This window comes from Acinetobacter sp. V104_13, from assembly GCF_031798995.1.
Classification (GTDB): domain Bacteria; phylum Pseudomonadota; class Gammaproteobacteria; order Pseudomonadales; family Moraxellaceae; genus Acinetobacter; species Acinetobacter pittii.
Window position 1 is genome coordinate 172,176 of sequence record NZ_JAVQNP010000025.1, and the last position, 13,388, is coordinate 185,563.

Sequence of the window (13,388 nt, forward strand, 5' to 3'; positions counted from 1 at the left end):
CGTCATCAAAAACAGTTTGACTTAAAAAAGTATTCTGTATATTTATTGATTAGTTCTAAAAAAGAACTAGATAAAAGGCAATTAAAAAATAAAGGTGAATAAATGTCGAATATTATTTTGCATCAATGGGAAATTTCTCCATTCTGTCAAAAAATTTCAAGGGCTTTAAGATTCAAGGGAATTCCATTTGACACAGTTAACTACAACGGCATTCTTGGAGCGAAAGTTCCTCTGTTAAGTAAGGTCGGCAAAGTACCTGTCATTGATTATAACGGGCAACGGATTCAAGACAGTACTCGAATTGCTCGCTATCTAGATGAAGCCTTTCCAGACACACCTCGGCTTTACCCTGAAGATCCAAATCAAAAAGCTCTTGCTGAACTTTGGGAAGATTGGGCAGATGAATCTCTTTATTTTTATGAAGTCTATTTACGCGTAAATGACTCAGAAGCTTTAGAAGAAGCGATTCGCATTAGTAGTATTGGTCGTCCAGCTTATGAAAAGCCTATGGTAAAAGGTTTTATTTTAGCCGAGTTGAAAACACAGCTTTTCTTTCAAGGCTTAGGACGTATGAAAGCTGAAAATGTTGAAGAAGAATTTATACGACATCTCGACCGTATTGAGCAGGTTTTGTCACAAAGTGAATGGTTAGTTGGAAACAGCCAAACCATTGCAGATATAGCTGTAGTTGCTCAACTCGGTGAAGTGATTCGTACCAGTAAAAAATTTAGTAAAGAAATTTTGAATCGTCCGTTTATTGCATTATGGTATAAAAAACAAACAGGGTGAAATGTCTATGACATCAACAACACTAGATAAAAAACAAGATTGTGCGGTTGTTATTGGCGTCGGGGCATCACAAGGTATTGGTGCAGCGGTGTGTCGTCTTTTCGCCAAAGAAGGCTTAAAAGTCTATGTTGCTGGACGTACTTTCCAGAAAATTGAAGCAGTGGCTGCCCAAATCCATTCCAATGGTGGAGATGCTGTAGCGTTTCGTTTAGATGCAGAAGATATACACCAAGTACAAGCCCTATTTGACACCATTACAAGTCAAAATGAACGCATTACTGCTGTAATTCATAATGTGGGAGGGAATATTCCTTCCATCTTTTTACGCAGTCCATTGTCGTTTTTTACTCAAATGTGGCAATCCACTTTTCTATCGGCCTATTTAGTTTCTCAAAGCTGTCTAAAAATCTTTAAAGATCAAAATCACGGTACGCTTATTTTTACAGGTGCGAGTGCGTCTCTACGCGGCAAACCTTTTTTCGCAGCTTTTACAATGGGAAAATCTGCCTTAAGAGCTTATGCCTTAAATCTAGCCCAAATCTATAAATCACAAGGCATCCATATTGCTCATGTGATTATTGATGGCATGGTCGATGGCGATAGAGTGAATAAAGCATTATTTGGTCTGGGGCGGTTAGCTCGTCTTACGCGTGGCACTGGCGGACTTAATATTGATGCAATTGCAGAAAATTATTGGATGCTTTACCAACAAACACCTCAGCTCTGGACACATGAGTTGGATTTACGCCCTTATCAAGAAAAATTTTGAGAGACTAAAATGCTAAAAAAAATATTTCAAAAATTTCAAAAAAAGCAGGGCTGTGTTGTAGTGGCTGGTCATGACCTTCAACTGATTGAGCGTGATTTTGTAATTCTAGATAAAAACGCACATTGTCCATTACATCTTTATCAGGTTATACATGATTCAGCCGTGCAAAATATGCAGGTCCATTCTGTAAATGATGGTGTGACAGCAATCCATGTAAACTTGGTGAATGCAGATCACTTAAAATGCTTATTGCGTTATATCTCAAAACACGGGCATACCATTGAACTCTGTGTATTTCAGCCGAGTTTTTCATCTTCGGCTAATATCGAAGCTTTATCTTTAGAAGAGATTGAACATAGTTGGCAGACCACAGGTTTAAGTGCGGTGAGTATCGCTCAAGCTGTCATTAAGCCTATGCTTAAACAACAGCGGGGCACCCTTATTTTTCTTGGCGCACCCTCTAATCACTCGACCCATTACGATGTGTTAAGCCAAAGCATGTTTGCTAGCATTCGAGCTTTATCGCAGTCATTAGCCAGAGAGTTTCAGCCTAAAGGTATTCATGTTGCTTATTGCATGGTTGAAAAGTGGGATGGGCAAGACCAGCACTTTACCTCATCTCTTAAACAAGTATGCCAACACATCTATCAGCAACCTGATTCGGCATGGAGCCAAGAACTCAGCTTATCTTGAAGTTTTACTTTCGCATGTTCTTGAAATACAGTACTGAGTTGAGATGATCATAGAACAATAATTTCGGTAGGTTTTTAAATAGTGAATATAAAGAGTTTTCAGGGAGCTGTTCAAGTAGTGTCGACTTTGGCAGCTTTTATGTGTTTTCCTCCACTCGCGCAAGCTTCACAATACACTCAAACTGCTCGTTTAGTTAACGAACGCTTATCTTATATGAAGGATGTCGCAGGTTATAAAGCAGAGCAGCATTTACCTATTGAAGATTTAACTCAAGAAAAGAAAGTTCTCGATCAATCGCTTTCTGAAGCCGAATCTTTTGGCTTAAACAGCGAAACAGTAAAGCCATTTATTGTGACGCAAATGAATGTTGCCAAGGCCATTCAATACCGTTATCGCGCAGATTGGTTATCGAGTCCAGAAAGCAATTGGAAGCCACAAGATTTAGCAGAAGTACGATTAAAAATTAGTTCTCTAAACACTGAACTTCTAAAAAATATTGCCGTTGAACTTAAGAGAAATAACAACAAAGCGCCTCATGGCTGTAGCTATATGTGGCCTGTTCAGCATCTACAACTTAAAGAAGCCGACAAAAAAGCTTTATGTGAGACATTAAATAAAATTAAGTTAAGAGAATGAAAAACAATAATTATTTAACTGTTTTCTAGCCAATATCACATTGACACCCAAAATCTCTCCGATTATCCTTTGCCTGCTGGCCACATTGCCAGTCAGCTTTTGACAGAGCTGGTACAAAAGGCGCACAACAACGTATTGTTTCGTTTTGTGCGTTCTCCTAAGTCACGCCTTTATGGTGAGGCTAGGAGGGGCACGCTTGCGTGCGCTGGTTTCCTTTTGTACCAGTCTGTCAACCCTTCTAGTCTTGCCACCATTATTTGACAGTAATTGGTAGGACTCTTCTAAATCAAAAGGAGTCCGCCGTTATGCGTACTATTTTTTCTTTATTGGCCTCTGCCAAAATCTCTCTATTCATTCCATTTAAACAGTCTTTAAAACGGTTTAATCGGCTCTAGGTTTTCTACATCTTAAGAATCGTTACGACTAAAAAATCATAGCAACAATAAACCTGAGATAGGCGAGCACACCTTTTTTGTGCAGCTTTTACATGCCTGTTTTTAGCGCTCAATTTAAGAGTGACAGCATTTCTATCTCATTTACTTACAACAAAAAAATTATTTTAAACGGTATAAAAATGCCAAATTTAGAAGCATCATTTAGAGCACTTCGCGTGCTACATGCGGCAAGAGATTTGTTTAAACAATATGGGTTTTACATTGGGATTGACCGAATTATTGAGGAAGCCAAAATTCCCAAAGCCACTTTTTATAACTATTTTCATTCCAAAGAAAGGCTCATTCAGATGAGCTTAACTTTTCAAACAGATGCATTAAAACATGAGGTGTTTTCAATTATTCATTCGTACCGTGAACTCATGGCATTCGATAAACTTAAGAAAATTTATTTTTTACATGCAAATTTAGAGGGTTTTTATCGTTTGCCATTTAAAGCCATTTTTGAAATTGAAAAGCTTTATCCAGCAGCTTATAAGGTCGTCAGCGACTATCGAAATTGGTTCATAAATGAAATTTATAAACTGCTTTTAACCGTAAAAGTTACCGCTACAGTTGAGGATGCCTACATGTTTTTGTTTGTGATTGATGGGGCAATGGTCCAGCTTTTAAGTGCAAATAAGATCGATGAAAGAGATAAATTATTAGAATATTTTATGTCGACGCTCGCTTAGATTGGTTAGTACTCTAAGGTTTAATTCTTATAAAAAAGCCCTCCGAGGAGGGCTTTTTATTCAATTTGATTTAGCTTTAAAAATCAAACGATGTTTGTAGATAGAACGTACGTGGCAGTCCTACATACTTACCACCTGTAGAATCTGTTGAGCGAGTAAAGTATTGCTTATCAAAGACATTTTTGATTCCACCCGCGATTTTTAAACCTTTAACTTGTGAACTTAAGTCATAAGAGGTACGTAGCGCAAAAGTGGTATAACCCGGAATATCTCCATATTTACCATCAGCAGTTTCTTCTGTTTGATAGACATTACTATCTGGAAGATCTGGTGAATGCTGCTTAGATTGAGCAAACATATCCGCATTTAAAGACCATTTATCTACAGTGTAACCTAGCCCAACATTACCGACATGGCGCGAGTAAAACGGTAGGTCTTTATCTTTAAATTGACCTGCTTCAGCCACTGCTTTGGTGAAAGTATAGTTTCCATATACTTTTAAGCCTTCCAGTGCATCAGACAATTGGCCGAAATCATAGCTAATACCTGTTTCGACACCTTTATGGCTGGTTGCCCCTAAGTCTGTCCAGATCCCGTTATTAGCAGCATCACGAACCAATGAAAGCTCTTTATCAAAGTCTAAATAGAACACGGTAAATTCGGCATTTAAACCATTGCCTAGATATTTAGTTCCAATTTCATAGTTGTTCGACTTTTCAGGATGTAAGCCTTCGGTTGTAGCCGTTGCGGTTGTTCCTTCAAGACGAGCTAATTGACTGTATTGCTGTGGACCGAACGATACGCCTGCGTTTGCAAATATATTCCAGTTTTCATTTGCTGAGTACATCACAGACAAACTTGGTAAAAATTCGTCTGAATCAATTTTTGGATAAACAGTATTCGCTTGTCCTTTGTTATAACCCGTGAAGTTATTATGGGTTTCAATTGATTCGAAACGAACACCTGGTGTGATGGTCCAACGGCCCAATTCCATACGGTTGTCGATATATACTGCATGTGCTTTAGTACCACCTTCGCTGCTACTACGTGGAGCAAAATCTGGCACTGATGAACCTGCTGCATAAGAAGCAGTACGTCCAGCAAATTCAGAACTTTCTTCTTTTAAATAGCGATAGCCAACCGTCACTTCATTTTGAGTATTACCAAGTTCATAAATACGTGAGTAACGCGGTTCAATTGCATAGACTTTATAGTCGCGTGGTGCAGAGTCGAGGCGTTTTTGCCCATTCGCTAGTGTAGTCTCAAGATTACTAGTACGGAAAGAGTCGATGTAGTAACTCAAAACTTCGAAGTTATTTTTTTCATCTTTATGGTTATAACGTAAAGAGACATCTGTACGTCGACCTGCAAAATAGTTCTTTTCACCAGAAGATTGATACGGGTTTTCAGCATATTGCGCTTGAGTTAAACCCTCTGGCATTTCGCCGCGACCTTCATAATGATGCAGATTTAAAGCAACCGAGTCTTTATCATTAAATTGATAAGCAGACTTTAGCATTACGTCATCGATATCAATTTTGTTGTTAGCTTCTCGATAACCGTTTCCTTTAGTTCCTGAATATAACAGGGCAAGGCCTAATCCATTGTCTAAAGTTCCCCCCACAAATAAATTAGGGCTCAGTTTTATTTGGTCAGTACCAGAAGCATATTCTGAAGTTAGGCTAACAGTTCCGCTAAAATCTTGAGGAATTGATCGAGTAGCAAAGTTAATAATTCCGCCTACGTTTTGAGGCCCAAAACGAACTGACCCAGCACCACGTACAACGTCAACTGATTCAATATTTCCAATTGAAACAGGTGCTAAAGATAACTGTGGCTGACCATACGGTGCAAATGAAAGTGGAACACCATCGACTAGAACTGTTGAGCGAGGTGATAGGCGAGATGCTAAACCACGAACCCCAATATTGAGAGAAACATCACTACCGCCTGTTCCACTACTGTCTTGAGCCTGAACCCCAGGAACTTGCTTTAGAGCTTCGCGCAGTGAAGTTGCCGCCGTTTCATCTAAACGCTTACGGTCAATAATAGTTCGAGCGCCAGCATGTTTGTGAACAGTTTCTGCACTTGCTTCTTCTAACCAGTTACCTTGTGCCTTAATGGTAATAGTCGGTAATGCACTAGTGGTTGTATCTTCGGCATGTGCAGGAAGTGCTAAATAAGTACAAGCTAGTCCGATTGCATAGCTAAGTGTAGAAACTTTGAACTTAAAATTTGGGAGTAAAAGAGCAGATGAGCGGTCCATGTTGATGTATCGAAATCCTAAACGATAATTATAATCATTATAGCGAAAAAGTAACAAAATTTTATAAATGTAATTTAATTTTTTTTAGAAAAACTAAACATAGATTTTATCTAATCATTTTCACAGAACAGCCCTCCGAAGAGGGCTTCAAATTTATTTAAAGTTAGGTTGATTTAAGATTTTGTAGACCTTTTCTTTATATACATCATTAGAAATAACACCTTTATCTCGCTGTTGTTTTAGCGATTTAAACTGTTGGCCACGAATTTCTCTTTGAATACCCACATTATCATGATGTCTAATGTAGTAAAGACTACGCTCATGATCACTCATATTCACGGTTTCATCAGTAAACGAAGAAGGCTTTGCTTCATTTTCTTGATATTGTTTTGCAATTTCAAAAAAATCTACGTTTTGAGAATGAGGAGAATTAAATGAATTTTGTTGTTCAGTCAGCTGATGGTTCTGAGTGTTAGCATTTACTTCAAGCATACTTTTATGCTGATTAAATCTAGGGCGGTTATATTCTTGTTTCGTTTGAAATGTGTTTGTTTCAGCAAAGATGGAAGAAGAAAAAAGCCCAATATTTAAAGATAAAAAAGTTAATAAAAATCTATTCATTTCTTTGGGAGTCCAATTGAAATTGAGTAAATCACTGTATTATAACATTAAAATTTGATTTTTGAAGGTTTGACTTCAAGTATGCTTGATCAACTAGTAAATAATAAGATCTGTAGCGGAGCGTAAAAGCCAATTTAAAAAGGCTTTTTACACTCATTTTTTTAAGATCGTTTTGAATATTCTTCTTTTAATTTATTTAGAAAAATAAAGAGGTTTTGATTCATTTCTTGATAGTCATGCTTCCGTAATTCTTCACGAGTATTCACAAATTTATAATTGTGAGCATCATTTAACTCGACTTCTGAATGTTGAGTCAGCAATTCAACTACTTCTGAAGTTAATTCCATATGGCATTGAAGGCCATAAACTAATTTGGAATATTCAATAATCTGTCTTGGGCACCCTGCGCTAAAAGCAATAATTTTTGCGTTGGGAGTTAAGCCTGGCATGTCGTTATGCCAATGGCCAACTTCGGTCATTTTTCCTAAGTGAGAAAATTTAGAATGTATTATTCCGTATTCTGTAAGCATAATTGGAAACTTACCAATTTCTCGCTCAGGGCTGTGTTCAAACTTGGCACCTAAAGCTTCACCGATCAATTGAGATCCTAGGCATACCCCAATAACCACTTTATTTGCTTCAATCGCTTTTTTAATGATTGCTTGTTCTGCTAATGAATTAAAGTGAGGGCACATATCTAATGTAGTATCGGGACTTTGTGGGCCACCCATTACAATAAGAAAGTCGATATCTTCAACAGAAGTTGGCAAAACTTCATTTAAATACACTCTTGAATAGGTAATTTTGAAGTTATTCATTTTGCCCCAAATTTCATATGCGCCAGGCGCTTCAAAATCTTCATGAACAATAAAATGTAACCGCATAACAATCCTTAAAATCTAAACATTAATAGGTCGATCATTGGTTAAAAATCAAGGAAATATTAAAAGTAGAATAGGGCCTTTAATACATCCAGTTTTGAAAACTTATATGGGCCAGCTTTATTTGTTTTTATCGAAGTTAAAATTAATATTTGTTTTTAAAATACATACGATATATTTATTGTTAAGTTAAACTAAATTATTCTGATGTGACAATGGCAGTTCAATTTGTTAAATTGTGTAGCTTTTATCAAAGTGGACAAAATTTATGAAGACATTTTTAGTTATATCTTTATTGGGTTTTGGGCTGATTGGCTGTGCTTCATCTCCATATAATTCTCAAGAAAATTATTTGAATAAACCTCCAATAGTTCCAGAGAATAAAGCTTTTAATAGTTTTAAAACACCTGAACATGGGATTTTCACTGATCGAGATGTCTATAATATAAATATAACAGAAAATTCGAATCTAAATTTTCGTTATGAAGTTCCTTTTTAAAGAAAAATAAAATATTAACTAAAAAGGACGGAGTAAAGGTGGCTTAACACCTTTGCTAACTCATAATAATCAATGATTAATACAACCTTTTGGGTGGTTTTTTAAATTTTAAACTGTTAAATTTTAGTTATTGAAAACAAGGTATTTTAAATGAAAAACTTCACTATTGTTGCTTCTTTATTTTTATTAGTTGGATGTGCTACAGGTCACAAACAAGTCACTCCTACGCAAGTGGCTGATAATAAAATTATTTCAGAGGCTGAAAAATATAAAAAACAATACCAAAAGAAAATTTATAAAACCTGGGATATTCCCAAGTCTTCTACAGGTATGAGTGCAAGTGTTAAAGTCTTTTTAACGGACACTGGCGAAATTGAGCAAATTATCTTTTTAGATAAAGAAGAGCAAAAATTTAAAACAAGTATTGAAAAAGCTATCTGGCGTTCTAGTCCATTTGTTTTACCCTCTAATCCGGAGGTAAGAAAGCAAGCAAGAAAATTCAATATTAAGTTTCAGGTAAAATAAATCAGTTATGTTTGAATACTAAGAGCAGATTTATAATTTTGAGTAAGTTAAATCTGCTCTTTAGATATTTATAGTATTGATATAGTAGGTTTTAGCTATATTGAACTGATCTTTAAGAGCTAAATTCAAAAGTAGAATGCTAACATTTCAGTGTAGTTAGAAAATAAGACATTTTATTTATATATTAAAAAAATATAAAAATTTGTTACATTAATATCAAAAGGTAACATAAACAGAACTTTAAAAGAATGAAAAATTATTATAGAAAATAAATAATTTCATAAGAGTTATAAGTAAAAATATGAGTGAAGTAAAGAAGCCTCATACTGAAAGTAAAGCAACGAAAGTTGTAGCGTGGTGTCTAATTGTATTTGGAATTGTTTTAGGAATAGCCTTTATTTTGTCATATGGGCAAGTTGAAACTAGAAATGATAATTTAGATATTATTCGAGTGTGGTCTACACAAATGGTCACAGTTGGTCTTTTTATTATATTTAATGGTTTGCTGTTCGGTTATTTACTTTTAAAAATTAGTAGTATTTTGAACCACCTTGAAAATAATAAAAGCTAGAAATTCTTTGAATAAATTCAGTTCAAATATTAAATAGAGCTAAGATTTTATTTAAAGCGCTTCTCAATGATATGAAAAATTGAAAGAAAATTTTTCAAAATCTTCTTATATATAGATTATTTATGTTGATTACTTCGCATTTTTAAATGTTTTTGATGTTTAATTGACGATTTGATTTCAAAAACCTTGTATTTCTTACATTTAGTTTATGAGTTTTACCCTATCTTACATAAAAAAATAATAGTTTAAAGAAGTATATAAATATACGCATGAGAAGATAGGAGGTTACGATGCCAAAATATCTAGCTATAGCAGATAAGGTTTATAAAAAAATTAAAAATGACAACTTGTTTTCTGATGATGTAATAGAAAATTTAAATTGTTTGGTTGGGCTTATTCGTAATGCGATAAAAGGTACTGAATTCAAATTAAAGTATAATTTTATTAATTTTGAAGACTGCTTAACCAAGCCCATCGAGCAATGCTCGGTAAAAATTGATTTTAGTCTTATGCCTAAGTTTGATAATGAAGGTGAGTTTATTTTATGGCTTGCAGGATTTATTGAAAGAATCACAGAAGGAGGTAAAGCTAAATTTCCTCCTATTTCTCAGTTGGTCCCTCAAGGCTTTAGTATGGTAAATGAAAATATTCCAGTAACTACTTTACCTGTAAAAGAAGAAAATGCAGAAATGATTGTTAATTATTTTAAATCAGATGATTATATTAAAAATAATAAACTACCTTCTTAAAATATATAAGCCAATTATCCGTAACAATTTAGAGCTTAGTAACCGCCTTCGAGGGCGGTTTTCTTTGTTATATGTATCTTAAAGTGTCTGTTACATAAATGATGATTGTTTCATGTTGAATGTATCTGTTAATTATTTGAGCATGAAATGACACAAATGAAGTAAAGGATAAATCTCATGATAGATGAAGAAAAACCCTTAAATTTTGATGATGATGAAGAGCCTCTTGATTTTGCAGATGAAGAATTCATCGATGATAAAAAAGAGGATGAGTTGTATAACACCATTACCAAAGATGGCTCTAGTGTCGATCCAGCAGATGATGGTGAGCGGCATATTCGACCTGAAGATGGCGATCCCATAGAGGTCGAAGAATAATCTACAGCCCAATTTTATATTGGGCATTTTAATTTCTAGCGTATTTGGTTGAACAACAACAAACTCTAGATATTATTCAAAAATTATCATTAATGAATTAAAAAATGAGAGCTAGGCAAGAAGTTTAGAGATATGAGGTTGTATGTTTCTAGAACAAGTAATATGACAGAGGATTAGATGCAAAAAATATTGGATTATCTTTGCAAGCTTTTTACTACTCAGTCTCGGTCACGTGCCGCTACAAATAGCTCGATTGCTACAGCAACAGACAATGGCGATCAGGAAATTGGTTTTGCGGTAGATGAGATGTCTCTGAGTCAGGAAGGGGTAAACCATATTTGTAATTTTGAAGGATTAAGACTCAGTGCTTATGATGATGGCGTAGGTGTCTGGAGCATTGGTTATGGCACAACCAGATACCCAAATGGTTTGAACGTTCAAAAAGGTGACACATGTAATCTTGAGCAGGCCAAAGTATATATGCAGCATGATTTGAAAATATTTGAGCGTGCAGTCAATGGCGCTGTAAAAGTTCCTTTAACGCAAAATCAATTCGACGCATTAGTCTCACTAAGTTATAACATCGGGGCAGGAGCCTTTAAAAAGTCGACCTTATTAAAAAAATTAAATTCAGGTGATTACAAAGGGGCCGCAAACCAATTTGATGTATGGATAAACGCAGGCGGTAAGCGTTTGGCTGGATTGGTTAGACGCCGCGCTATTGAAAAGAAATTGTTTTTAGGATCGTAGAGTCTTTTTAATTTTTATAGGCTTTTATCAGAAAAGCCGTTCCGATCTTTATAAAATCTAGCATAAAAAAAGCCTGATGCTACGAATCAGGCTTCAGTATTCATCGACAATAGGAGTTGATGAACAAGACCAATCTAACAGACCTGTTCAGTAAAGGCAAACCGAGGCTTGAATTGCTGAGTCAGATCAAAGTAATTTTTCCAAATTACACGCATTAAAAAAGCCCTTGCTCGAAAGCGAAGGGCTTAGTCATTCATTGATCTACCAATGAACTATATAAGGCTCATCTCATACTAAGAACAGTATAACTGAATTTAAGGGAGCAGAGAAGAAAACCTTATGAATAGCTTTTTCATTCTATTTAAAATTAATTTATTCAGACGTATAGCAAGTTACATCATTGGTAAATCAATACACAAAACTTGCACTTTGCATTTTTATGGATGTGGTATTTGTGTAGGCTCTGATTGGATTAGGAAATAAAACAATAGCTATCTTTTAACGGTGCAATATGAAGTTTTGAACATATTGAAGACATCAGGAGCTAGATGTAACCAAGGAAGTAAATATGAATTTGATTAGATTAGAAGAACTTTCATTGATGAGTAATGCGGTTTTAACACCTCAATTAAACAATTGGCCATGTATACAATCAGCAAATTTAGAAGATACTGATTGTCAGAAGCATAGAGATAGTTTTTCCGAAAAATCTGATAAAAAATTTCATAAAGAATGGCGAAAACAACAAAAGAAAATACTTAAAAATATTCCGAGTAATGCTGTTTTACTCAGCATTAAAGAGATGGTGTAGTTAGACACGAGACAAGTTTATAAAGATATAAATTACAAGGATAAGCTATTAGCTAAATAACTTTACGTAGGTACACTTGTTAGTCATAACTTATTCTAGAGATATTAATAATAAGCAAATTACATAAGGTAAGACAGAAAATAGAAAATAACAAAAAAGGGCAATTCTGTAGAGGTAATTTTTATGGTTAATCTTCATCAGAAATCACTTTTTGATGTTCTGACTCAACATCAAGCTTATCTATATCGAGCATCTTCAAGATCGGTTAATGAACTTCTTAATTTATTTAATTCCGAAACAGTTAATATGCTTACCAAACTAAGTAACTTGTTAGATGAGCTAAATGAAAAGGAAAAAACCGCATTGGCGGGTGGGCTTTACTCAACAGCCCCATTAAAAGAGTTACGTGCACTGATTTCTCAGTGGTTTAATACCACCAATGATGTGCTCATTGAAACTTTTACCATCTCTGCTGTGGCATTGGCTGTCTATGAAGCCAAATATATGTCAAAAGTTTTTGGTGGCAAACATAAAGAATTAAAAGGTGAACAGCTCTATAAAGCTGCTAAACGTGTTCCTTTAGCAGGTGGAGCATTGGTGGATGAGTTATTTTCTACAATTGCCGAGGTCGCCCGTCAAAGAGTGGAGTATGGAATTCGGGATGGCCTCAATACTGGAGCGACGAATCAACAAATTATTCAAAGGATTCTAGGGACTAAACGCCTTAAATATGAAGATGGACTACTAAATAGCTCTAAGATTGATATTGAACGAACTGTGCGTACGATTCGAAGTCATATATCCAATCAGGCCTATTTAAACAGCTATAAACAGTTAAAGTTTGAATATGTCAGATTTGTAAGTGTTCTTGATGGCAGAACCTCCAAAATATGTGCAGCCCTTGATAGTAGTGTTTGGGATATTAATGATCCTACAAAAAGAGTTCCGCCTTTACATCCTCATTGCCGCAGTATTCTAGTTCCAACTCATGGAAATGGTCAGCTAGTTGGCAGCCGAGCCTTCATTATGGATGAGAGAAAATTTAGGGATATTCCTAAAAATGAACGTGAACATTTAATTGGCCAATTAGATGCAAATATGTCATTTAAAGAGTTTTTTAAACTAACAGATGATTTTTTTCAAAAAGAGTGGTTAGGGCCTAAAAGATATCAACTATATAAAGAAGGAGAATTTGACTTTGATAAGTTTTTTGACCCAGAAGGACGGTTATATACACTTGAGGAGCTTAAAGAACTTGATGAGCGAGCTTTTAAAGTATTGGGATTGTGAGAGAGAGTAGAAGTATTAGAAATAGGATTTTTAT

General features: G+C 35.2%; 16 protein-coding genes. 13 read left to right on the top strand and 3 right to left on the bottom strand.

Annotation, left to right across the window (positions count from 1 at the left end; all coding sequences use genetic code 11):
• The first annotated feature begins 102 nt into the window (after nt 1-102).
• The 5 genes from RMB06_RS10335 (at nt 103) to RMB06_RS10355 (ending at nt 4,013) form a co-directional block, all read left to right on the top strand.
• Nucleotides 103-789, top strand: a complete 687-nt coding sequence (locus tag RMB06_RS10335) for a glutathione S-transferase family protein (protein ID WP_068612005.1) — start codon at nt 103-105, stop codon at nt 787-789.
• Nucleotides 790-796: 7 nt separating this feature from the next.
• On the top strand, nt 797-1,558 hold the full coding sequence (locus RMB06_RS10340; protein ID WP_068612003.1) for an SDR family NAD(P)-dependent oxidoreductase: 762 nt from the start codon (nt 797-799) through the stop codon (nt 1,556-1,558).
• Between the two features lie 9 nt (nt 1,559-1,567).
• Nucleotides 1,568-2,251 carry an SDR family NAD(P)-dependent oxidoreductase gene (locus RMB06_RS10345; protein ID WP_032052240.1) on the top strand — a complete coding sequence of 228 codons (684 nt, stop codon included), beginning with the start codon at nt 1,568-1,570 and terminating at the stop codon, nt 2,249-2,251.
• Nucleotides 2,252-2,329: 78 nt separating this feature from the next.
• Entirely contained in the window at nt 2,330-2,887 is a 558-nt protein-coding gene (locus RMB06_RS10350; protein WP_311079537.1) for a chorismate mutase, read from the top strand.
• A 574-nt stretch (nt 2,888-3,461) separates the two neighbouring features.
• Entirely contained in the window at nt 3,462-4,013 is a 552-nt protein-coding gene (locus RMB06_RS10355; protein WP_311079385.1) for a TetR/AcrR family transcriptional regulator, read from the top strand.
• A 76-nt stretch (nt 4,014-4,089) separates the two neighbouring features.
• Here the strand turns inward: RMB06_RS10355 and RMB06_RS10360 are convergent, their stop codons facing one another.
• The 3 genes from RMB06_RS10360 to RMB06_RS10370 form a co-directional block, all read right to left on the bottom strand.
• A complete protein-coding gene (locus RMB06_RS10360) occupies nt 4,090-6,279 on the bottom strand; it encodes a TonB-dependent siderophore receptor (RefSeq protein ID WP_311079386.1) in 2,190 nt (729 codons plus the stop codon).
• Between the two features lie 153 nt (nt 6,280-6,432).
• The gene (locus RMB06_RS10365) at nt 6,433-6,900 is read right to left on the bottom strand and encodes a hypothetical protein (protein ID WP_311079387.1); all 468 of its coding nucleotides are present in this window, start codon (nt 6,898-6,900) and stop codon (nt 6,433-6,435) included.
• A 161-nt stretch (nt 6,901-7,061) separates the two neighbouring features.
• Complete coding sequence (locus RMB06_RS10370) at nt 7,062-7,784, bottom strand: type 1 glutamine amidotransferase (protein WP_311079389.1); 723 nt, start codon at nt 7,782-7,784, stop codon at nt 7,062-7,064.
• A 265-nt stretch (nt 7,785-8,049) separates the two neighbouring features.
• On the opposite strand from RMB06_RS10370, the gene RMB06_RS10375 reads away from it, so the two are divergent.
• The 8 genes from RMB06_RS10375 to RMB06_RS10410 all read left to right on the top strand — a co-directional run bounded on the left by RMB06_RS10375 (nt 8,050) and on the right by RMB06_RS10410 (nt 13,354).
• Nucleotides 8,050-8,280 carry a hypothetical protein gene (locus RMB06_RS10375; RefSeq protein WP_311079390.1) on the top strand — a complete coding sequence of 77 codons (231 nt, stop codon included), beginning with the start codon at nt 8,050-8,052 and terminating at the stop codon, nt 8,278-8,280.
• A gap of 150 nt (nt 8,281-8,430) precedes the next feature.
• Nucleotides 8,431-8,805, top strand: a complete 375-nt coding sequence (locus RMB06_RS10380; protein WP_005073742.1) for a TonB C-terminal domain-containing protein — start codon at nt 8,431-8,433, stop codon at nt 8,803-8,805.
• A 301-nt stretch (nt 8,806-9,106) separates the two neighbouring features.
• Nucleotides 9,107-9,376 carry a hypothetical protein gene (locus tag RMB06_RS10385; RefSeq protein ID WP_068611974.1) on the top strand — a complete coding sequence of 90 codons (270 nt, stop codon included), beginning with the start codon at nt 9,107-9,109 and terminating at the stop codon, nt 9,374-9,376.
• 290 nt (nt 9,377-9,666) lie between these two features.
• The gene (locus tag RMB06_RS10390) at nt 9,667-10,125 is read left to right on the top strand and encodes a hypothetical protein (RefSeq protein ID WP_064786272.1); all 459 of its coding nucleotides are present in this window, start codon (nt 9,667-9,669) and stop codon (nt 10,123-10,125) included.
• Between the two features lie 177 nt (nt 10,126-10,302).
• A complete protein-coding gene (locus RMB06_RS10395) occupies nt 10,303-10,503 on the top strand; it encodes a hypothetical protein (RefSeq protein ID WP_005073749.1) in 201 nt (66 codons plus the stop codon).
• 177 nt (nt 10,504-10,680) lie between these two features.
• Nucleotides 10,681-11,253, top strand: a complete 573-nt coding sequence (locus RMB06_RS10400) for a lysozyme (RefSeq protein ID WP_202732258.1) — start codon at nt 10,681-10,683, stop codon at nt 11,251-11,253.
• A 568-nt stretch (nt 11,254-11,821) separates the two neighbouring features.
• Nucleotides 11,822-12,064, top strand: a complete 243-nt coding sequence (locus RMB06_RS10405) for a hypothetical protein (RefSeq protein ID WP_032005902.1) — start codon at nt 11,822-11,824, stop codon at nt 12,062-12,064.
• A 183-nt stretch (nt 12,065-12,247) separates the two neighbouring features.
• A complete protein-coding gene (locus RMB06_RS10410) occupies nt 12,248-13,354 on the top strand; it encodes a minor capsid protein (protein WP_311079391.1) in 1,107 nt (368 codons plus the stop codon).
• Nucleotides 13,355-13,388: the final 34 nt, after the last annotated feature.

Coding starts and splice junctions, on each gene's coding strand:
- RMB06_RS10395 (WP_005073749.1), top strand. CDS start 10,303: ATGATAGATGAAGAAAAACCCTTAAATTTTGATGATGATGAAGAGCCT.
- RMB06_RS10390 (WP_064786272.1), top strand. CDS start 9,667: ATGCCAAAATATCTAGCTATAGCAGATAAGGTTTATAAAAAAATTAAA.
- RMB06_RS10405 (WP_032005902.1), top strand. CDS start 11,822: ATGAATTTGATTAGATTAGAAGAACTTTCATTGATGAGTAATGCGGTT.
- RMB06_RS10410 (WP_311079391.1), top strand. CDS start 12,248: ATGGTTAATCTTCATCAGAAATCACTTTTTGATGTTCTGACTCAACAT.
- RMB06_RS10370 (WP_311079389.1), bottom strand. CDS start 7,784: ATGCGGTTACATTTTATTGTTCATGAAGATTTTGAAGCGCCTGGCGCA.
- RMB06_RS10360 (WP_311079386.1), bottom strand. CDS start 6,279: ATGGACCGCTCATCTGCTCTTTTACTCCCAAATTTTAAGTTCAAAGTT.
- RMB06_RS10400 (WP_202732258.1), top strand. CDS start 10,681: ATGCAAAAAATATTGGATTATCTTTGCAAGCTTTTTACTACTCAGTCT.
- RMB06_RS10380 (WP_005073742.1), top strand. CDS start 8,431: ATGAAAAACTTCACTATTGTTGCTTCTTTATTTTTATTAGTTGGATGT.
- RMB06_RS10365 (WP_311079387.1), bottom strand. CDS start 6,900: ATGAATAGATTTTTATTAACTTTTTTATCTTTAAATATTGGGCTTTTT.
- RMB06_RS10345 (WP_032052240.1), top strand. CDS start 1,568: ATGCTAAAAAAAATATTTCAAAAATTTCAAAAAAAGCAGGGCTGTGTT.
- RMB06_RS10340 (WP_068612003.1), top strand. CDS start 797: ATGACATCAACAACACTAGATAAAAAACAAGATTGTGCGGTTGTTATT.
- RMB06_RS10355 (WP_311079385.1), top strand. CDS start 3,462: ATGCCAAATTTAGAAGCATCATTTAGAGCACTTCGCGTGCTACATGCG.
- RMB06_RS10385 (WP_068611974.1), top strand. CDS start 9,107: ATGAGTGAAGTAAAGAAGCCTCATACTGAAAGTAAAGCAACGAAAGTT.
- RMB06_RS10375 (WP_311079390.1), top strand. CDS start 8,050: ATGAAGACATTTTTAGTTATATCTTTATTGGGTTTTGGGCTGATTGGC.
- RMB06_RS10335 (WP_068612005.1), top strand. CDS start 103: ATGTCGAATATTATTTTGCATCAATGGGAAATTTCTCCATTCTGTCAA.